Consider the following 21089-nt stretch of genomic DNA (forward strand, 5'->3'; position numbering starts at 1 on the left):
CGTGATGAAAAAGTTTTTCAGCCTGCTCGCAACCCTGTTGGTGCTGGCCCTGGCACTGTGGATCGGCCGCACGCTGTGGGAGCATTACATGAACACGCCGTGGACTCGAGATGGCCGAGTCCGCGCCGACATCATCAACGTCGCCGCCGACGTCACCGGTGAAGTGATCGATGTGCCGGTGCGCGACAACCAGTTAGTGAAGAAGGGTGATTTGCTCATGCAGATCGACCCCGAGCACTACCGCATCGCGGTCAAACAGGCGCAGTCGCTGGTCGCCTCGCGCAAGTCGACGTGGGAGATGCGCAAGGTCAACGCCCATCGCCGCGCCGATCTGGACAACCTGGTGATCTCCAAGGAAAACCGCGATGACGCCAGCAACATCGCCGACGCCGCGCTGGCCGATTACCAACACGCCCAAGCACAACTGGAAGCCGCCGAACTCAACCTCAAACGCACCGAAGTACGCGCGGCGGTCGACGGTTATGTGACTAACCTCAATGTGCATCGCGGCGACTACGCGCGCATCGGCGAGGCGAAAATGGCCGTGGTCGACATGAACTCGTTCTGGGTTTACGGCTTTTTCGAAGAAACCAAACTGCCCCACGTCAAAGTCGGTGACAAAGCCGACATGCAGTTGATGAGCGGCGAAGTGCTCAAGGGCCACGTGGAGAGCATCTCGCGCGGCATTTATGACCGCGACAACCCGGAAAGCCGCGAGCTGATCGCCGATGTGAACCCGACGTTCAACTGGGTACGACTGGCGCAGCGGGTGCCGGTGCGGATTCATATTGATGAAGTGCCGGAAGGTGTGCTGCTGGCGGCGGGGATTACCTGCACGGTGGTGGTGAATCAGAGCACGGTGGTTAACTGACAGACCGTGTGGCTCCTTTCGCGAGCAGGCTCGCTCCCACAGAGGTCATGCATTTCAAATGTGGGAGCGAGCCTGCTCGCGAATGGGGGCGACTCGGTATTTCAGACCAACACCGAGCAATCACTCAGCGCAAAACGTCTCCTGCAAATGCAGCCACAACACCCGCCCGGTTTCGAGTTTTTCAAACACCACGGTCGAACGCCGATCCGTGTGCACACCGCTCGCATCGCTTTGCTGTTCGCGGTAACTCAAGGTCGCGCCGCGCTGATGCAGGGCAATCACACGTAACTCACTGAGCTGGATTCTGAAACCTTTCTTCTGTCCGCCTGCGGCTCGGAACAACAGGCGCAAGGCATCGATATCCAGCGCTCTGCCCAACGGCGTCACCATGGAAAAGCGTGGCGAAAAACGCGCCAGCAAGCGCTGCAGCGCGGCGTCATCTTCTTCTACGGCAAACCATCGTTCGATGGCTTCGTGCGCCTGGATCACTTCGTCCAGGTAGGGTGTGGCGTCGTTCATGCAGTTTTTTCCTCAAGGGCAGTCGGGTTCAATAGCGCGAGCACGTGGGTCGAGTCGAAACGCAGGACGGCGACCATCGGCAACAGCGTGAGCAGGGCGGCAGCGATAAAACAGGCTTGGAAACCAACACCGCCCAAGGCGCCCAGCAGTGAACCGAGCAGCGCCGCCGCGAGGCAGAAACCGAGTTGGCGATTGATGTTCCACAGGGCACTGGAGTGGCCCATTTTTTCTGGCGCGATACCAACAAAGGCCAAGGTCTGCGCGGTGACGCTGCACAGGCTACCGCCCAGCCCCATCAGGGCATAGGCGATGATCAGCGGCGTGCTGGCGGGTTGTTCGCTGCGCATCAGCAAAACGATGCCCAGGCATTGTAGGAGCATGCCGGCGCTGAGCAATGGCTTGGGGCCGAGGCGGTTAAAGCTGCGCTTGCCAAGCATGATCGCCACGCCCGAACCGACCGCCCACGGCAGCATCAGCGCGCCGGTTTGTGCCGCGCCGACACCGAGGTTGTGCAGGTACAACACTGCAATCATGTGGGTGCCGGTGAACACTCCCGGCACGCACAGGTAGATCAGCATCGCCACACGCAGCGACGGGTTCTTGATCAGTTGCAGGTCGAGGATCGCGCCGGGTTTGTGCCAGCCATCGCGCAGGTAAATGCACAGGGTCAGAAGGCTCAGCAGCAGGGCAGCGATGCCGAGGTTACGGGTGTCGGCGTCGCTCAACAGACTGATGGCGATCAACAGTAAACTTAGCGCCGAGGCTGCCAGCAGCAGGCCGCGCGCGTCCAGCGTCGGGCGTTCAGTCAACGGTTGATCGGCTTTCAACCAGAGCAGGCCAAGCCCAAGTGCGAGCAGTGTCACCGGCAGATTCAGGTAAAAAATCCAGCGCCACGACAGCGCTTGAACGATCAGTCCACCGGCCGCCGGCGACAGTGCCGGCACCAGCAGCGCCACCAGCAACACCACTCCGGTGAAGTGCGCGCGTTGCGTCGCCGGGAACTGTCGATACGCCAAGGCCTGGCCCACCGGCAGCAGCAGTCCGCCACCGAGGCCTTGCAGCAGTCGCCAGGCAATCAGGCTTTCAATCGATCCCGCCTGCGCCACCAGTGCCGAGCCCACACCGAACAGCAGCAGCGAGGCGAGGATCAAGCGCCGCTCGCCGATCCGGGTCGCCAGCCACACGCTCAGCGGAATGATCAGCGTGAGGCCAAGCATGTAGGCGTTGCTGATCCACGCCAGTTGCGTGACCGAGGCGTGCAATTGTTGCGCGATGTCGGGGTAGGCGATGCTGGCGACGAACATGTTCAGCAGGTCGAGCGCGAAGCCCAACAAATACGCCAGCGCGACTTTCGAACGATAAGCCATGGCAGCTTTCCTGTGATGAGACGTGCAGGGTAGGGCGCTTCTGGTCATAGGAAAACGCTGGTTTGGCTGCTAGTTTGTCAAAATTATTTTGACAAGGGGGGCTTTGGATATGGTCAGTCTGGATCGGTTTGATACCTTCAAAGCGGTGGTCGAGGCGGGATCACTCACGGCTGCTGCTGACACATTGGGGCAAACGCGAGCCGTGGTCAGTTTCAACCTCAAGCGCCTGGAGGAGGAGCTGGGCGTGACCTTGCTCACCCGCAATACGCGGCAACTGGCGCTGACCGATGCCGGTGAGCGCTTTTATCGACGCTGTTTGCGCACGCTGGATGAGGCGCGGCTGGCGATCGAAGAGGCGCGTTCGGAGCACGCTCAGCTTAAGGGCACCTTGCGCATCACCACGACTGTCGAATTTGCTCTGGCCCAGGTGGTGCCGGCGCTGGAAGTGTTTCGCCAGCAGCAACCGCAACTGAATATTCATTTGTCCACATCATCGACCCATGCCGATTTGATTTCCGAGCGGTTTGACCTGGCGATTCGTCTGGGGCGCATGCACGACTCCAATCTGCGTGCAGTGCAGTTATCGACGTTCGAAGTGTTTGCAGTGGCGGCGCCGGGGTTGGTCGAACGCTTTGCGCCGGTGGCCACGCTGGCAACGCTGGAGTCGATGCCGACGTTAGGGCATGGGCGGGTGCCGGAAATGACCGTGAGCGATCCGGCCGGTGTGGAGCATTTCTATCAGCCTAAACCGGGGAACACCGCGATTGTTGCGGATAACTCGGCAACGCTGCGGGCCTTTGCATTGACCGGGCAAGGTGTGGCGATACTGCCGCAATGGTTGATTCAGGACGATCTCGATGCCGGGCGGTTGCAGCGTTTGCTGGTGGATTACCGGTTTGCGCAGCAGGGGGTGTATGCGCTGTACCCTGACACCCGGCATTTGCCGCTGAAAGTGCGGGCGTTCATTGATTTCATGAAGGGCTGGGGATGAGTGTTGGCTGATCTGGCCTCTTCGCGAGCAGGCTCGCTCCCACAGGGGACCTTCGGCATGACAGATATCCAATGTGTGCGAGCCTGCTCGCGAAAGCGTCAACCCGGTCTCAGAGCTTTGCGCGCAACCCGAACCGCTTCATCAATGTCCACTCCAGCAACCCTTTAGGCAGCAACGCCGCCAACAACGGCAACGCCCGGCTGCCATTACCAATACGAACCCGCCGTGGCGGTTTGCTCTGCTGCACAGCCTTCAACAGTTCAGCGGCAAACTCACTGGCCGGGGTCGGCTTGTCCTGCGACGCCTTGGCCCGCGCGCGAATGCCCTCACGCAGTGGAAACCACGGCGATTGTTCATTGATCAACTGCTCAGCTTCATGCCCGGCGTTCTTGGCAAAACTCGACTGGATCGCCCCCGGTTGAACTTCCATAACGCGAATGCCGAACGGTGCGAGCTCCATGCGCAGTGCACCGCTCAACGCATGCACCGCCGCTTTCGATGCGCAATAGGCACCGGCGAACGGCGTGACCAGAACCCCTGAAACACTGCCGATATTCACCACCAGACCCTTGGCCCGGCGCAGCACCGGGAACAGCGCGCGCGTGACCCCGACAATCGAAAACACGTTGGTCTCGAACTGGCGTTGCATCGCCGGCACGCCGCCGTCGAGCAGAGGCCCCATGGCGCCATAGCCTGCATTGTTGATCAGCACATCGAGGCCGCCGTGTTGCTGGTTGATCCGCTCGCCAAGCTGCTCCAGCGCCACATTGTCATTGACGTCGAGTTGCACGGCGGTGAACCCGGCCGACGCCAGCAACGCCACGTCTTCAGCCTTGCGCGCACTGGCCCAGACCTCGTAGCCAGCAGCTTTGAACGCATCGGCGAGGGCGCGGCCGATGCCGCTGGAACAACCGGTAATCAACGCAACGGGCATGGCGCTTTCCTTGTGCAAAAAATCGTGGGAGGGGATCAGTCGGAGAAACTACCTTGCAATCGCTCGGCGCGAAACTCCAGGGTTTGCGGGCGATAACCGGAGCGTAGCGGCGGCATCGGCAGGCAGTCTTCCCATTCGCCGCCGGCCTGCAATTCGCCGGGGCCACGATAGCGCGGGGCGGTGTATTGGTTGTCGGCCAGATTGACCGTGTCGCCCGGCGCGTAGGCAGCGATGCGCCAGCGCAGTTCGGTCAGGGGCACGTCGTTGCCGTTTTTCATTTTCAGTTGCAGCGGACGATCGGCCGGGCATTGTTCCGGGGCGTAAGCGATACGCATCTCAAGACGCGCCAGTTGCTTGACCTCGCGGTTGTCCAGCCACACCACCCACATGGCCACAAAACCCAGGCCAATCGCCGCCGCCACCGAAACCGGCAAAGCTTTGGCCGGGTAGCGCAACAGCAGGATCAACCAGGTGATGACCAGCAGAATGCCGATGAACATGTTGGAACGCTCCTTGAGTTCGTGCACACCATCCTACCGAAGGGCTGTCGGAATGGACATTCGGCTGTCAAACCACTGCACCGTTGGTCGGGACTGTAATTTCTGACAGTTGGCATGTGCGCCTCGAGTTGCTTTGCTACTGGCAGACAAAAGGACGCTATGGTTGCGGAGGGATATCGTGGGCGTGCATAGCAAAACACCGTCACTGCTGGTGCGCGACCCGCGTGGACTGTCGATACGTACGGTCGATTATTGGTGCAGCGAAGAGATTGGCCCGGCTCAGGCTCTGGTGCACCGCACCTTTCATGATCCGGCGGGGCGGCCGGTCGCTCAGTGGGATCCGCGGTTATGGACCCTGCACGCAGACGATTCGCTGGTCCGCGCCAACCTGACCACGGTGTTTGCGTTGAGCCGACAAGTACTGCGCTCGGACAGCGTTGATGCCGGAAGGCAAATCGCCTTGCCCGGGCTCGCTCAGCAAGTGCTGTTCGAGTGGGACAGCCGCGGTACCTCGCGCGAAGTGCAATACGATCAGTTGTTGCGTCCGATGGTGGTATTCGAAGAAGGACAGACCCAACCGCGACGCTGCGTCGAACGTTTCCTGTACGGCCAGCCCGGCGTCGCTGACCCGGTCCGCAACCAGCTCGGGCAACTACTTCGCCATGACGACCCGGCGGGCAGCGTGTTGTTGGAAGCCTTTGCCATCAGCGGTCAATGCACTGAAAACATCCGGCAATTCACACAGGATCCGGTGACTCCTGACTGGCCCGAATCGGTGGCTGAACGGAGCCGGTTACTGGAACCCGGCGAGGGGGCAACAACCCTATGGCGTTTCGGGCCGCTGGGCCAAGTGATCGACCAGCTCGATGCACGGGGCAATCGCCAAGGCAGTGAATTGTCACTCGATGGGCGCTTGCGGGCCAGTCACCTGCAATTGAAGCACCAATCTGAACCGCGAACGCTGGTGAGCGATATCCGCTATAACGCGCAGGGGCAAGTCGAGTACGAACGGGCGATTAATGGCGTCGTGACGACATTGACTTATCGACCCGAAGACGGTCGCTTGCTGAAGCGCTACGCCGCCAACAGCGCTGGTGAAGCATTGCAACATTTGCTCTATGACTATGATGCGATGGGCAACGTACTGAGCATTGAGGACAAGGCCCTGCCGATCCGCTATTTCGCCAATCAACGCATCGATCCGATCAGTCGTTTCAACTACGACAGCCTTTATCAGCTGAGGGATGCAACCGGCTGGGAGGCGGGCTCTGCGAGCCAAGGCCCAGCCTCCATTCAACGTTTCGATCCGGCGGCGCTGAGTAACTACCGCCAGACCTACCGCTACGACGAGTCCGGCAACCTGCTGGAGTTGACTCATGTCGGCGTGCGTAACGGTCGCAAGATGAAAGCCTCTCTTTTCAGCAATCGCTGTCTACCTTACAGAGATGATGTTCCGCCCACGGAAGATGAAATCACGGCGGCATTCGATCCCCGAGGCAACCTGCGGGCACTGGAGCCTGGGCGGCCACTGATGTGGAGTCTGCGTAATCAACTGCAGTCGGTGACTCCTGTGGAGCGGGGCGATGAGCGCAATGATGTTGAACAATATGTCTACGACGGTGGAGGCTTGAGGGTGCGCAAAACTCGCTCGTTGCAGACAAACATCCGTGGCCTGGTTTACGACGTGCGCTATTTGCCAGGACTGGAACTGCGCAGCAACACCGGTACTGCAGAACAGCTGCAAGTGATCATCGCCGAGGGTGTACTCAACAGTGTGCGCGTGCTGCATTGGGAAAGTGCACTGCCCGGTAGTGCCAATGACCATTATCGCTACAGCCTTACTGATCATTTGGGATCGACCAGTCTGGAACTGGGCAAGGATGCCCGGATTATCAGTCAGGAAACCTTTGATCCCTTCGGTGAGACGGCGTGGAGCAAGGACACCGAAGTCAGTTACAAAACCATTCGTTATTCGGGCAAGGAACGGGATGCGACGGGGCTGTACTGCTACGGTTATCGCTATTACATGCCTGGCTTGCAGCGGTGGCTTAACCCGGATCCGGCGGGTGCTATCGACGGTCTTAATCTGTACCGGATGGTGCGCAACAATCCGCTGACTTACAAGGATGCGGATGGAGCCGAAACCCGAAAAAAACAGGCCAACGGTTTATGGACGCCAGTGCTCGCGGTCGGCGCGGATCGTGACATTCCAGGGGCGGTTCCTGTTGATGCAGGTAAAGCGCACAACTCGGTGTCGTTCACCGCCAAAGCGACCAATATTCGCGAGGCGTTAACGGTTCCGCAATTCAGTCAACAGACCGTCAATACCGACTTGTTCATGCCCCAAAAGGCTGGGTATTCCAAGGACATCGCTTCGCAACTTGCGAAGAAGCAGGGTGGCGCCAGCTTGATATTTTCCATGCAGCGAATAAGTTACAGCGGCCCTGTACGCGGAGAGTTCAATGCGATCAAGGTTGTCGATATTCCTGGCGGGGAAATACCTGACCAATCCAGCGCCGTGTCAGGTTATTGGGTGGCTCAGGGTGGTTATATCGACATACCGATGCATCCAAAGGGGACCGAACCCGAATACGTTTTTACGCCCGGGTTCAGTGGTTGCTCGCTGACCGTCGATCAGCTGAATGACAACACTTTGAGGGTACGGCATGTTGAGGGTAATAAAGAGGCAGACCAATACAATCGCTTGTCATCAGCCGATCATGGAATGGGCATGAGTGTGGCCATGGAATACATGGACTATGGCTTCGATAATGAAGGTGGCAAGGTCGTAACCCAACTAACTGCTTTCGCTTTCATGAAGTACGAACCCAAAACCAAGTCTTGGGATATCCACTATCAGAGCAGTCAGGGGGCGGCAACGATCGGGGTTTATTCCAGAGAACGAAAACTGTTCGGAGGATCGAAGTCCTTTGCCAGTGTGATGGAGAAACCGAAGGTGCGAAGGACGATGAGCAAGCAAGCGGTTACCGTCCGCGCACGCCCACACGGGTAAAACAACTGCCTGAATCGATGTGGCGAGAGTCGCAAAGCATAAACATCAGCGCCGCGTAAAAATGTTGAATCGGGGAAAGAGATTTTCGCGCTCCTGTCCTCATGACTCAACACGGAGGAAAAAACTGTCAGTCAGCGATACTTCGTATTGATCAATCGGGACGCTGTCGAAAAAAGGGCAACACTGTTCAGCTCGGTAGCGTTTTAAAAAAAAGCCCCCGCCCAACCCGCTGCGGATAGGGGACGCAGCGGGCTGGACGGGGGCTTCTTGTTTTATCGATCAGTTATTGCGCGATGGTTTTCACCGACACGCCGCGTTCGATCGGGGTGGAGCGGCCGTAGATATCTTCGAAGCGTTCGATATCGTCTTCACCCAGGTAGCTGCCCGATTGCACTTCGATAATTTCCAGCGGGATCTTGCCCGGGTTGCGCAGGCGGTGCACCGAGGCGATCGGGATGTAGGTCGACTGGTTTTCGCAGAGCAGGAACACGTTTTCATCGCAGGTCACTTCGGCGGTGCCGCTGACCACGATCCAGTGTTCGGCGCGGTGGTGGTGCATCTGCAGCGACAGGCACGCGCCCGGTTTCACCGAGATGTGCTTGACCTGGAAGCGCCCGCCCATGTCCACCGAGTCGTACGAGCCCCACGGACGGTAAACCTCGCAGTGGTTCTGGGTTTCGCTGCGGCCTTGCTCGTTGAGCGTGTTGACCATCTGCTTGACGCCCTGAACCTTGTCTTTGTGGGCGATCATCATGGCGTCTTTGGTTTCGACCACGACGATGTTTTCCAGACCGATCACCGACACCAGTTTGCCGTTGCCGTGGATCATGCAGTTCTTGCTGTCCTGAATCACTACATCGCCTTTGGTGACGTTGCCGTTGGCGTCCTTCTCGTTGACTTCCCACAGCGACGACCAGCAACCGACATCGCTCCAGCCTGCGGTCAGTGGCACGACGCAGGCGCGCTGGGTTTTTTCCATGACGGAGTAGTCGATGGAATTGTCCGGGCAGCAGGCGAAGGTGGCTTCGTCGAAGGTGATGGTGTCGGCGTCCTGATGGCTGCGCTCAAGGGTCAGCAGACAGGTGTCGTAGATGTCCGGATCGTGCTTTTTCAGCTCTTCAAGGAAGCGGCTGGCGCGGAACAGGAACATGCCGCTGTTCCAGTAGTAACCGCCGGACTCGACGTACTCAGTGGCACGTTTGACGTCAGGTTTTTCGACGAAGTGCGAAACGCGGCTGACGCCTTCGGGCAGCAGCGAATCGCCGGTGGATTTGATGTAGCCGTAACCGGTTTCCGGTTTGGTCGCCGGCACGCCGAACAGGACCATTTCGCCGTTTTCGGCGGCAACGGTAGCCAGGGCCAGAGCACGTTGCAGGGCTTTCTGGTCTTCCAGTACGTGGTCGGCCGGCAGTACCAGCATCAGTTCGTCACGGCCTTCATTGACCAGCATCATCGCGGTCAGCGCCACGGCCGGCGAGGTGTTGCGGCCGAACGGTTCCATCAGGATGCGCTGGCATTCCAGTTTGCGATTGGCCAACTGCTCGTTGACGATGAAGCGGTGATCCTTGTTGCAGACCACGATCGGGGTGTCCATGCCTTCGAACACCAGGCGCTCGAGGGTCTGCTGGAACAGGGTGTGTTCGCCGGTCAGGGCGAGGAATTGCTTAGGGAACTGCTTACGCGAAAGCGGCCAGAGACGCGAACCGCTACCACCTGACAAGATCACCGGAATCATATTGTTTACTCCATAAAATCGATTGGTTAGAGGCACGAACGCTGTGTCGTTTCACTCTTGTTTTTGTCTCGTACCGAGAGGCCGCCGCATTCCCCTGTAGGAGCTGCCGAAAGCTGCGATCTGGTGATCTTGATCTTCAAAAACAAAGTCAAAAGATCGCAGCGTGCCGCAGCTCCTACAGGGGTCAGCGTCTCATCGGAAAAATAATTAGCGAGTCGATACCGGGCGTTTCACCCAGACTGGCGACAGGCTGCTGCCGCTGCCGGTGACGTACAGCACCGCAGCTTCTCCGCGCTCCAGGGCGACCGGTTTGACGTCGCCGACTTTCTTGTCGCCTTCGTACAGCGCCAGGCTGACTTTCACCGGGTTGATTTCACGTTCGCCACGGCCCTTGGCGGCCACGTTCGGCACCACGTCGGTCTTACCGTCGGCGGTCTTCAGGGTCAGCGGTTTGTCGCTGAGGTTCTGCACACGCACCAGGGATTTCTGCTTGTTCTTGAACGGTGGTTCTTCGATCAATTGCGGCGCGCCGGAAGCGTTGTTGACCAGGGTGTAGTAGTGGTCACCAGCCAGTTTCACCGGCAGGGTCTGGCTGCCAACTTTGGCGCTGTAATCACCGCCCGGCATGAAGCTGAAGTCACTGCTGGCCAGTGGCGCAACGTCGCTCAGGTTGGTGCTGCCGACAGTCGCGCTGACTTCAGCATTGCTGGCGTTATAGACACGCACAAAGGTCGAGCCTTTCGGCGCGGTCGGGCCGTACAGCGCGGCGTCGCCACCGGCGAAGGCAGGGACGGAAAGCACGCTGAGGCCAGCAACCAGTGCGAAGCTTTTAGCGAGACGACGAGGAGTAGTAGTGAAAGTCATGGTGTACCTCTCTTTCAGTTTTGCGCCCGATCGGGCGTCTCGGATTTAGTGTTGATTGCTACGTTTTGTTGGCGTGCGCCGGCTTGTTTAAGCTCTGCGACCCACTGCGGGTCGGCGTCGCCGATTTCGTTGTTCACAGGCAGATAACGTTCAGGAAACTCCCAGATCAGCACCTGTGGCGGGCTGTTCTTGAAGTCATCGCTTTTCAGGTAGCTGAGCATCGGCAGGATCGGGCCGTGGCCGTCTTCGGCGTAGCTCACCACGTCGCTGTGCAGCGCTTGTTTCAGCGCACCGACGAAGTTCCAGTTGGGGTTGGCGCTGTAGCTGGTGCCGACCAGTGCCACCGGCACTTCATTGCTGGTGAACAGCGCGTCGTCACCGGCAGGCTGATCGCCAGCCGCGACGGTGTTGCGCTTTTGCAGTGGCTCTTGCGCCGGCATCAGGTTTTCGAACAGCGGATCGAGCGGCAGGAACAGACGCAGATCGCCCTTGTGCGTGACCTTCTCCGCTGGCGTGGTAACGAAGCGTTGCGGCTCGCCGCTCAGCGGGAACTTGTCGGCGATGGTTTTCGCCAGGGTGTTCGCGGCAATCTCGGCGCCTTCCGGCGTCCAGTGCGTATCGGTACGCAGGAACACTTGCTGACCATTCTGCTTGGCCTGTTGCAATGGCTTGAGCAGGTCCGGGGCGAGGATCTTGTCGGCCGCCACACGTTGGTGGAAATCCTGATAGAGGTTTTCGTGGATGCTCGCCGGTTTCACTTCACCCAGATGCTCCGGGTACAGACGAACCTTGGCCGGCACGATCGCCATCACCAGTTTCACGCCTTTCGCTTTCAGGGTCTGGCGCACGCCTTCAACCAGCGCGTAGTTGCCTTGCAGGTTCAGCTCTTCGTTGACGATCGGGTTGAATTCCTCATCGCTGTACAACCACTGGTCGCGACCGAGCACCACGCCCGGACGACCTTCGTTGAACAGTTTGAAATCCAGCGCGGCCCAGAGATTGGTGCCCAGACGCTTGATCGGAAACTCTTCGTCATAGTGGGTTTCCACGGCTTTGGTCCAGCGGCCGTTGAGCACCGTCGCATCGGCGTTGGTGCTGAAGCCGAAGAAGCTGCGAACCGACCACAGACCGAGGACCAACAGGGTCACCAGGAACAGGGCGATGTAGAAGATGCGTAATGAGCGGGTCATGTCAGATCCCTCAGAACTGGAAGTAAAGGAACGGCGAGAAGCTTTGCGCCGAGAGTTTGAGAATCGAGGCGATGAACAGCAGCAGGATCAGACCGCGCATCACGTAGCGCGACCAGTCCGCGCTCCAGTAGGCCGGTTGCACCTGGGCTTCGACGCCGACGGTGTAGCCAGGCTCGTGGATGCTTGCCGGGTTTTCGCCAGGAGCGGCTTTGATCATTCCCGGGGTCGCGGTGGCAGGGCCGTTGGCCTCGACGTTGACTTCAGGTTTGCTCTTGGCTGGCGGCTGATTGGTGTACAGATCGCGCAGACCGAAGAACGCCAGCGTCACGTACGCAACAACCAGAGTCGCCACTTGCAGACCGGTAAGGCTGGCCTGATTGAGTTCCGACAGCGACCAGTCGCCGAAGCTGAACATCGCGCCGTACATGCGCCCGGCAACGTGCAGGTTTTCGGCACGGAAGATCACCCAGCCCATGACTACGAGCAGGAAGGTCAGCGCCCAGCGAATCGGGTTGAGGCTGCGCGGAGAGGTGTTCAGGCCCAGCGCTTTTTCAATCGCCAGCCACATGCCGTGCCAGGCGCCCCAGACGATGTAGGTGATGTTCGCGCCGTGCCACAGACCGCCGAGGAGCATGGTCAGGAACAGGTTGCGATACGTCATCAGCGTGCCTTTACGGTTACCGCCGAGGGTGATGTACAGATAGTCACGCAGCCAGGTCGACAGGCTGATGTGCCAGCGACGCCAGAACTCGGTGATCGACTGGCTGATGTACGGCTGCTTGAAGTTTTCCATGAAACGGAACCCCATCATCAGGCCCAGACCAATCGCCATGTCGCTGTAGCCGGAGAAGTCGAAATACAGCTGCGCGGTGTAGGCCAGCGCGCCAAGCCAGGCATCGCCGGTGGTCGGGTTTTGCAAGGCGAAGCAATGGTCAGCGACCACCGCGAGGGTGTCAGCGATGAAGACCTTTTTGATGAAACCCTGCATGAACCGCGTGCAGCCCTCGGAGAACTTGTCGAGGGTGTGCGTGCGGTTGTTGAACTGGTCGGCGAGGTCGCGGAAACGCAGAACCGGGCCGGCAATCAGGTGCGGGAAGATCGCCACGAAGGCCGCGAAGTCGATCAGGTTGCGCGTGGCCGGGGTGTCGCCGCGATACACGTCGATGATGTAGCTGATCGACTCGAAGATGTAGAACGAGATACCGATCGGCAACAGCACGTGGGTGAGGATGAACGGCTCAAGACCGACCGACGTCATCATCGCGTTGATGCTGTCGACGCCGAAGTTGGCGTACTTGAAGTAGCCGAGGATGCACAGGTCCACCGCGACGCCAAGCAACAGCCAGCGCTGCGCCGGTTTGGTCCGCACACCGGCGGCACCGACTTTGAGGCCGATCCAGTAGTTCCACAGCGTGACGGCCGCGAACAGCGCGAGGAAGTCCACACGCCACCAGGCGTAGAACACGTAGCTGGCGATCAGCAGCAGCAGGTTGCGATAGCGTTGCCCGCTCAAGTAGTACAAGCCGAGAAAGATCGGCAAGAACAGAAACAGGAACACGTTGGATGAAAATACCATCCCGATCTCTCCATGTTTGAACCAACAGTCAAGGGCCAAAGCCCCCCCAAACCCCCCGTGGTAGTGGAGGGGCAAAACGGTGTTTCTGTCAGGGTTGTGCCGGGCCTTGAAAACTTGCCCTCACCCCCCGCCCTCTCCCGGAGGGAGAGGGAGCCTGATCTCCATGGTTTTCAAAAATGGAGATCGACTCGGTATTTCTGTGCAGCCTGATCTCGATTGTTTTTCAACGCCTGAGATCAACTCGGCATTTCATTTCGGCGTAACTCGTACAACCACCTCGGTCAGTCCCCTCTCCCTTTGGGAGAGGGTTAGGGTGAGGGGCTTTTGCTTTATGAGCCTTTGTTGCCCTTCTCATGCGATGGGTCGTAGACCTTGGTCAGGTCGCCGCCGAGGCGGAAGGTCTTGAACGGCTGCATGCCGTGCTTCTTCTCGATCACATCAGGCGCACAGGTGTAGAGCGTGCAGAACGGTTCGAGCCAGGCGAATTTCATGTCCTCTTTCAGATCGGTCATGTCCTGCTCTTTGCCGTTCTTCTTCTCGAATTCGTCCGGGTCTTTCACCCCCGACAACACTCGATCACCGAGACGTTTCAGCGCGCTGTTGTTCTCCTGACGCAAATCAACGCCGTTGACCTGGGCGAAACTGGCGATCATCGCCAACGGCGGCAGGGCGTAGTTGTGATAGGCGAGGGCGCGTTGCTGGCGCTTGAGTTCGTTCGGCAGGAAGCCGTCGGCATCGACTTGGTTGACGCCAACCTTGTATTCCTTCACTGCCCAGTCAAACAGGTCGCGGCGGTTGGTCGCGATCGAGGTCGCCATCACCGACCAGGCGGCCCAGTACGAGTGGTTGTTGGTTTTTTCCAGCGGCAGGTTGTCCCAATCGCTGACGACCTGATCGGCCATTTTGCTGAACCACGCCTCGATCAACTGCGCTTCCTGCTGATGCTGGGCCAGTGGGTGCGAGTCGGAGAACTTCAGGCGAATGTACGAAGACGCCATGCTGCCCAGCGCCCATTTGCGCATCGACTTGCCGGTGTGGTTGAAGTCCTTCGACATCAACGCATCGGCCTTGGCCCACGCGGTCAGCCAATTGAGCGTGCAATCGAGCTGCTCCGGGCGACCGTCGCGCATGAACTGCATCACCCGTTTGGCGGTGCCGCGTTCCAGCGTGGTGATGTCTTTGGTGGTGTCGCGAAAGGCTTTTTCCGACTGCACGTTCAGCGTCGCGCGGGCCTTGTCCGAACCTTCGTATTTGCTGCGAAATTGCAGCGGCCCGGTGTACGGCGTCGGCATCGCATCGCAGCCTTCGCTTTTGTCACCGGTCTTGAATTTATCCACAGGCGCGAAATAGCCCTGGGGTGGACGCAGTGGCGCGGCGGCCTGCGCGGTGCCGGCGAAGATCGCCAGCCCGAGCAGCGTCGGCGCTAAAAGAGTTTTCAGTTTCGAGTTTCGCATAGCAGACCTCATTGCCCGACCTGAGCGGTTTGTTGCCCAGCGCCCGGGAATACGTTGCGTTTGCAGATTTTCGCTTCGACTTTCTGTGGCGCAGCGCCGGCTTCTGGCCCTTGGACTTCGACCGCCAGCAGGTTTTGCGAGGCCCAGTCTTCGTCCGTGCGCAGCTCAAAGGCGAAACGACCGTCGGTGTCGGAGGTTTCCGGTTTCTCGATCTTGATGTCCTCGTGGCGACCGTTCATGTACCAGAGGGTGGCTTGCAGGGTTTTCACCGAAGGGTCGGCGAAGCGGATGTCGACCTGATGGCTGCTGTTCTGCAGGTTCAGGTTCTTGCTGTTGACCAGCAGTTCTTGTTTGCTGCCCGGCTTGAGCGTGGTGCTCGCGGACATTTGCGCGTCTTTGCCTTCGCAGCCGTTGTCGAGAAGAGACATCATCTGGCGATAGATGGTTTCCTGGTCGAGGCGGTACAGCGGCGAGAATTCCCAGATGAGAATTTTCGGCGGGGTCTTCTGGAATTCGTCGCTGCCGAGGTACTGCAACATCGAACCTTCCAGACCACCGCCGGGGAAGGCGACGTTGAGAATGTCGGCGCCGATGGCTTCTTCGAGGAAACCGGCGAAGTTGTAGTTCTTGCCGCTGTGCGAAGTACCGACGAGGGTGATTTGCGGGTTGCCGGAATCGCCGAACAGATCGCCGTCGCCTGCTTCGCCCTTAGGCTCGGTGGTGAATTGATCCATGTACTGGATCGCGTAACTGGTGCCGCACAGTTGCCCGGCCATGTTGTGCAGGGTACCGGTCTTGCCCATGCGCCCGGAGCGCTTGGTTTCGAATTCACGCTTGGGAATGTCGGCGAAGGCCGGGATCTGCTTGACCTTCTCGGCGACGATTTTCGCCGTGCGCTGTGCACCGTATGGTGTCCAGTGTTGGTCGCCACGGAAGTAGAAGTCGTGGGCGGGCAGGGTGTCCGGCAGCGATTCGTTGGTCAGCGGCGACAGGTCTGGCACCACGTAACCCATCTTGGCGAAACGGCCGAGCATGGTCTTGTAGTTGCCCAGCGCTTTCTCGTAATCGAACGCGGCTTTTTCCTGCGGGTTGAGCTTGTTTCGGTTCACCAGGCCACGGGTCGGCTGGTAAACGATCACCAGCTCGACGCCTTTGGCTTTGAACGCATCGTGCAGTTGTTGCAGGCGTTTGTAGCCGGCCGGGGTGGTGTTGAACTCGGTACGCAGGTCTTCCTGCGTCCGGAACAGCCAGTCACCTTGCGCCTGCACCAGGGTGGTGAAGTTCTGCTGATAACGCGTGGTGTAGTTCTTCGCGTCATGGGCGGCCGGGCACAGATTGCAGCACGGTTCGGCGCTGAACTTCGGTGGCGTGGCGGCGGCGCCTTCATCGGCGCGCGCACCGTTGCTGGCCGCGAGAATGCCCACGGTCAGGGCCGACAGGCTGAGTAATCTGATCAAGTGTGGGTGCATAAAATTATCCTCAGTCCTGCATTTCGGTCTGGCGTTCGACAGGGTCGATCAGCACGGCTTTCTGCTGGCGCACCAGCAGGTCGAGAATTTCATCCTGGCGCTCGCCGAGGATGCCGTTGAAGCTGATGCCGCTGGATTTGGTCGGCGCCAGCATCGACACGCGATACAGCTCGACACTCAAAGGCGAATCGATCGACAGCGGGCCGCTGCCATTGGCCGCCAGTTCACCGCCAACGACGATCAGCGACACCTGCGCATCGAACGGGTCGAGCTTGATGTCACGGTCGGTGTCGGTGAGGTCTTTGATGTGGCCGTAAACACCGGTCAAACCGTTGGCCATGGCGACGTTTTCGTAGAGGCGGATGTTCACGCTGTTACGAATACGGATGCCGTGACGCTTGTTGCTGATGACCTTGTTGCCCCACAGCAGGTTGTCGGCAGACTCGTAGAGGGTGATGCCGTCGGTGTGGTTCTTGTAGATCTCGTTGTAGGCAATGATGTTGTTGACGCTGTTACGGTCGATCACCAGGCCCGAGAGTTTGTTGTCGTAGCTTTTGTTGTTGAAGATGAAGCTGTCGTTGACCTCACGGGAAATAATGATCCCGTGCTTCTTCTTCGTACCGTACACGGTGTTCTCGGCAATGATCAGGCCGTGGGAACGGTCGTGTGGATCGATGCCGTAGACGATGTTGTCTTTGTAGGTGTTGCCCTTGACCACAAAGTCGCGGGTCTCGTAGCAGTAGAAGCCGTACCACATGTCGGAGAACTCGGAGCCGACGATCCAGCCGGTCGGTTCAGGACGCTTGAGCACCTTGGCCATGTTCGGCGTGTACTGGGAAATACTCACCCCGTACGACTTACTGTTGGCGTAACCGAAACTGGCCATCTTGCTGTTGACGATGTAGGTCTCGGTGCCACCCCAGGCGAGCAGGAACGGACGGAATTCCTTCGGCGAACGGAAGGTCGCCGGGCCGTTGTCCTGTTCGCGCCAGCCTGTGACTTTGGTGTCACGCACAAACAGTTGGCCGTCGTTGACCATGAATGCACCGGCCTCTTGCGACAGGCGCAGTTCCTGGGTCTGACCGTCGATTTCGAGGATGCCTTTACGGCCGACGACGATCGGCAGCTTCGACAGGTACACGCCCGGCGAGGTCTCGCTGAAGTACTGCTTGGGCAGTTTCTGCGCCAGGTCCTTGAGATTCATGTAGCCGTCATCGACGAAGATCGCCTGGGGGATGCCGTGCTGACGCACCACCCATTCGGCCATCTTGTTGTCGCCGCCGATAAAGTCCTTCAGCGCGTCTTCCTGCATCATCCGGCGCACGCTGACTTTGCCTGCTTTGCTGCGGACGATTTTCGCCGCAGCGGCTTCGGCGGTGTAGCCGGAAATGTCCGGCAGTTTCGGCGCGGCCAGGTTCAGCGCTTCGGTCGGCGCGCTGCTGACCGTGTAGGTCTTGGCTTGTTGCAGCTCTTTCGCGGTGGTCACCGGTTTAACCGGCTCCACAGTCGCGAAGGTGCTGGCGCTGGCCAGCAGCATCGCGCCGGCCAGCAGGCTGAGTGAGCCTGTCCTGGTGCTGATCATGTCGGGCACTCCCTTGGCGGTTTGCATCAGAAGCGCCAGATCACGTCGATGAACGCGCGGTGCATGTACGAATCAACCTGCTTGCCGTAGGCATCGCCCGGTTTGAACACACCGCCACGGAAACGCACCAGGGCCGATGGCTCGTCGATCGACTGGCTCAACGCCGCCGGCAACAGGCCTTGCTTGAAGTACTTGGTGACGACCAGGTCCATCTCCTGACCCAGATCCTTGTTGCCGTCTTCAAGCGGCAGCGAGGTGCTGGAGAGGATCGCGCCGGTGGCGTCGTCGGTGTTGTTTTCCACAGCGTTGATGCCGTTGCTGCCCACCGGTTTGTTGCCGTCGACACGCCAGAACTTGTGGTAGATCAGGCTGGCGTCGTACTCGTCGTTGACCATCCACGAACCGAACAGGGTTGCGGTCTGCATGTTGTTCATTTCGCCGCGGAAGGCTTCGCCGAAACGGTGCACACGCGAGCGCGTACCGGTGTAGTTGGAGCGGTTGCTCTCCAGACCGTTCTGTTCGTAATCGGCGCTGGCGCGGGCATACGCACCGCCGACTTGCCATTGCGGATCGAGGCGCAGGCGCACACCGATGTCGGTGGCCCAACCGTTGACGTCATCGCTACGCTTGGCTTGCGCCGGACGCGAGCCATCGGCGTTCAAGGCGTTGACCGTATCGCGGTCGCCGCTCATGCCGGTGATGCTGCCCCAGTAGTTGACGGTGTTGGTGTTGCGCCAGTTGTAGGCGTCGCTGTCAGCGGTCAGGCCGAGCCAGCTGACGTCGCCGTTCTCGGTTTTATCCAACGAATCGCGCGCTACGCCCGGCTCGGCGTAATCGAGTTTGCCGTCATCATGGGTGTGGTGACCGCGAATGCCGACCCAGTTGCCCGGCGTCCACTGATAGGCGGCATCGGCGTAGGCGTGCAGGCGATCCTTGTCTTTCGGCGCCAGCTCTTTCAAGTCGGTGCGGTATTCGCTGAAGCGTTCGGCCACACCGGCGTTGGCGCGCAACAGGGTGGTGTCGAAGGTCCAGTTCAGCGCTTCGATGTTGGTGTCGCGCCATTGGCCGTCGTCATTGCGCAGACGCTGGCGACCGAACTTGAGCATCTCGCCCGGGTACGGGGTGAGGCCGCTGTAGCCGACCCAGAACTCGCGCATCGCCAGGTAGTTTTTCTTGGTTTTGCGATCACTGTTGTCGGTGGCTTGTTCACCGTCGGATTGTTGCAGGGTGTCGGTTTCGATGATGTCGGTCGAGGTCACGGCCTGGCCCATGGCGTAGGCGCTCCACGCGCCGCTTTCGCCGTAGATCCACGGACGCAGGTCGAGGCCGACGCCGTTGACGTCGCCGCCCTTGGCGGTGCCGAGGTCACGGTCGTCTTCGGACTGGCCGGTGACTTTCACTTCAAGGCCGAAGTTCTTGGTTTCAGTCATCGCGGCCAGTGTCGGGCAAGACCAGATCAGCGCGAACGAAAGGCCAATGCCGGCCTTCACGAATGGATTCAACTTCATAATTTTTCCTCGCCGTCTTCTTCTTGCAGGGCGTGCAGTTGCAGCGTGTTCGGGTTCAGAGCGCCACGGCTGGCTTGCTCTTGTTGCAGCAGACGTTGGGCTTCGGCCAGACGCTCGGGCGGCAGTTGCGCGGCGAGGGTGGTCGCCAGCTCATCGGCTTGCGGGGTGTTTTGTGCTTTGGCCAATTGGCTGAACACGTAGGCGTTGAGCGGGTCGGGCTTGGTGCCCTTACCTTGGGAAAACAGCTGGGCGATGGCGAAGTCGGCGCTGTTCTGGCCGTTGCGCGCAGCGGTCAGCAAGTGATCGAGCGCCTTCTGCGGGTAGACCTTGCCGAGGTAACCACGACGATAGATCTGGCCGAGGTAGTAGTCGGCGGCGACTTCGCGGCCGACGGCTTTCTGGAAGTGTTCTTCGGCGACTTTCGCGTCGGCCGGGACCAGTTTGCCTTCGTAGTAGAGCTTGCCCAGCAACAGCTCGGCGCGTGGCTGGTCGGCGGCGCGGCCGTTGTCGAGGTACTTCATCATCTGGTCGACGTCGCCCAGTTCCGGGTAGTCGTAGAGCAGTTGTGCGAGGGTCACCCACGACGCCGGGTAACCCGGAGCGATCGGCTCGAGCAACGACTGCGCGGTTTTCTCGTCAGTCTTGCCGAGGGTCGAATCGGCCAATACACGGGCCACGGAATCGACACGCTGCGCGGTGACCGTGCCACGGCTGTAACCGGCCTGCATCTGCTTGATCAGCTCGGCCTGCTGCTCTGGCTGGGCACGTTTCTGATAGACCGTGGCCAGTTCGACGTAGCAGATGTCGGTGGTGTTGAGCGCGGCTTTGCAGATCTTTTCCACGTCATCCAAGTGCTGGTCGTAAGTGCCCTGAGTGCGATACAGCAGCACCTGCGCCAGACCCGCTTCCGGGTAACCGGATTTGCGCCACTGATCGATCTGCTGCTGGGCGTTGATGTTGGGGAAGCTGTGCGGGTATTGCAGGTACAGCATCGCCAGCGGGATCAACGTGTTGCCTTCGCCATTGGCGGCGGCTTTTTTCAGCAGGCTTTCGGCTTCGTGATGCTCGGCTTCGGTGGAACCCGGCTTGGCCACCAGCAAGCGGCCGAGACGCGCCTGAGCACGCGGCGAAACACTGGCGGCGGCGCGGTAAGTCGCTTCGGCCTGTTTCATTTGCACAGGGTCGCGGCTGTCGACCTGGATATCGGCGAGGCCGACTTGCGCTTCGCTGTAACCGAGATCGGCCAGTTGCTGATAATTCTGCGCAGCGGTGGCGGTGTCGCCACGTTTGAGCGCTTCGTTGGCCAGACGCTGATCGGGCAGGCCGGCACAACCGGCCAGACTCACCGCCAGCGCCAGCGAGCACACCACATGAACTCTGTGGGAGCTGGCTTGCCAGCGATTCAGGCGACTCGGTACATCAGACATACCGCGCTGATCCAATCGCTGGCAAGCCAGCTCCCACAGGGATCGCGGTGTTTTCAGGATGGGTGGAGTAGTCACAGGCATGTCCTCGA

16 protein-coding genes are annotated in these 21089 nt (G+C 59.6%); 3 read left to right on the forward strand and 13 right to left on the reverse strand.

Going from position 1 to position 21089, the window contains the following annotated elements:
• Positions 1-4 precede the first annotated feature (4 nt).
• Positions 5-871 (forward strand): HlyD family secretion protein, encoded by an 867-nt coding sequence (locus tag ACOYXH_RS01340; RefSeq protein WP_320413929.1) that lies wholly within the window; start codon positions 5-7, stop codon positions 869-871.
• A 120-nt stretch (positions 872-991) separates the two neighbouring features.
• On the opposite strand, the gene ACOYXH_RS01345 is transcribed toward ACOYXH_RS01340, so the two are convergent.
• Together ACOYXH_RS01345 and ACOYXH_RS01350 are read right to left on the reverse strand one after the other, a co-directional pair.
• Positions 992-1390: a DUF4440 domain-containing protein gene (locus tag ACOYXH_RS01345; RefSeq protein ID WP_095049815.1), complete on the reverse strand. Its 399-nt coding sequence runs from the start codon at positions 1388-1390 to the stop codon at positions 992-994.
• Positions 1387-2805 carry an MFS transporter gene (locus tag ACOYXH_RS01350; RefSeq protein WP_460410204.1) on the reverse strand — a complete coding sequence of 473 codons (1419 nt, stop codon included), beginning with the start codon at positions 2803-2805 and terminating at the stop codon, positions 1387-1389. Before ACOYXH_RS01350 ends, ACOYXH_RS01345 begins: the two co-directional genes overlap by 4 nt.
• Positions 2806-2866: 61 nt before the next feature.
• Between ACOYXH_RS01350 and ACOYXH_RS01355 the strand changes: the two genes are divergently transcribed.
• Positions 2867-3748: a LysR family transcriptional regulator gene (locus ACOYXH_RS01355; RefSeq protein ID WP_095049817.1), complete on the forward strand. Its 882-nt coding sequence runs from the start codon at positions 2867-2869 to the stop codon at positions 3746-3748.
• A 109-nt stretch (positions 3749-3857) separates the two neighbouring features.
• Here the strand turns inward: ACOYXH_RS01355 and ACOYXH_RS01360 are convergent, their stop codons facing one another.
• Both ACOYXH_RS01360 and ACOYXH_RS01365 read right to left on the reverse strand, forming a co-directional pair.
• Positions 3858-4682, reverse strand: coding sequence for an SDR family oxidoreductase (locus ACOYXH_RS01360; RefSeq protein ID WP_460410205.1), 825 nt, complete (start codon positions 4680-4682; stop codon positions 3858-3860).
• A 35-nt stretch (positions 4683-4717) separates the two neighbouring features.
• Positions 4718-5182 (reverse strand): multidrug transporter, encoded by a 465-nt coding sequence (locus ACOYXH_RS01365; RefSeq protein WP_258709281.1) that lies wholly within the window; start codon positions 5180-5182, stop codon positions 4718-4720.
• 178 nt (positions 5183-5360) lie between these two features.
• Between ACOYXH_RS01365 and ACOYXH_RS01370 the strand changes: the two genes are divergently transcribed.
• Entirely contained in the window at positions 5361-8195 is a 2835-nt protein-coding gene (locus ACOYXH_RS01370) for an RHS repeat domain-containing protein (protein WP_095125431.1), read from the forward strand.
• Between the two features lie 283 nt (positions 8196-8478).
• Here ACOYXH_RS01370 and ACOYXH_RS01375 read toward each other — a convergent pair whose 3' ends face one another.
• The 9 genes from ACOYXH_RS01375 to algK all read right to left on the reverse strand — a co-directional run bounded on the left by ACOYXH_RS01375 (position 8479) and on the right by algK (position 21081).
• Positions 8479-9930, reverse strand: coding sequence for a mannose-1-phosphate guanylyltransferase/mannose-6-phosphate isomerase (locus ACOYXH_RS01375; RefSeq protein ID WP_095050986.1), 1452 nt, complete (start codon positions 9928-9930; stop codon positions 8479-8481).
• Between the two features lie 207 nt (positions 9931-10137).
• Positions 10138-10794, reverse strand: coding sequence for an alginate O-acetyltransferase AlgF (locus tag ACOYXH_RS01380; protein WP_007914291.1), 657 nt, complete (start codon positions 10792-10794; stop codon positions 10138-10140).
• Between the two features lie 14 nt (positions 10795-10808).
• Complete coding sequence (locus tag ACOYXH_RS01385) at positions 10809-11984, reverse strand: alginate O-acetyltransferase (RefSeq protein ID WP_460410206.1); 1176 nt, start codon at positions 11982-11984, stop codon at positions 10809-10811.
• Positions 11985-11994: 10 nt separating this feature from the next.
• The gene (locus tag ACOYXH_RS01390; RefSeq protein WP_016985188.1) at positions 11995-13560 is read right to left on the reverse strand and encodes an MBOAT family O-acyltransferase; all 1566 of its coding nucleotides are present in this window, start codon (positions 13558-13560) and stop codon (positions 11995-11997) included.
• Between the two features lie 329 nt (positions 13561-13889).
• Positions 13890-15014 (reverse strand): mannuronate-specific alginate lyase, encoded by a 1125-nt coding sequence (locus tag ACOYXH_RS01395; protein WP_095125434.1) that lies wholly within the window; start codon positions 15012-15014, stop codon positions 13890-13892.
• Positions 15015-15022: 8 nt separating this feature from the next.
• Positions 15023-16483 carry an alginate O-acetyltransferase gene (locus ACOYXH_RS01400; protein WP_095050982.1) on the reverse strand — a complete coding sequence of 487 codons (1461 nt, stop codon included), beginning with the start codon at positions 16481-16483 and terminating at the stop codon, positions 15023-15025.
• Positions 16484-16493: 10 nt separating this feature from the next.
• Entirely contained in the window at positions 16494-18065 is a 1572-nt protein-coding gene (gene algG / locus ACOYXH_RS01405) for a mannuronan 5-epimerase AlgG (protein WP_095050990.1), read from the reverse strand.
• 26 nt (positions 18066-18091) lie between these two features.
• The gene (locus tag ACOYXH_RS01410; protein ID WP_095050981.1) at positions 18092-19573 is read right to left on the reverse strand and encodes an alginate export family protein; all 1482 of its coding nucleotides are present in this window, start codon (positions 19571-19573) and stop codon (positions 18092-18094) included.
• Positions 19570-21081, reverse strand: coding sequence for an alginate biosynthesis TPR repeat lipoprotein AlgK (gene algK, locus ACOYXH_RS01415; RefSeq protein ID WP_258709284.1), 1512 nt, complete (start codon positions 21079-21081; stop codon positions 19570-19572). The genes ACOYXH_RS01410 and algK overlap by 4 nt, the downstream gene beginning before the upstream one ends.
• Positions 21082-21089: the final 8 nt, after the last annotated feature.

The sequence above is a fragment of the Pseudomonas sp. Mb7 genome (assembly GCF_054790525.1).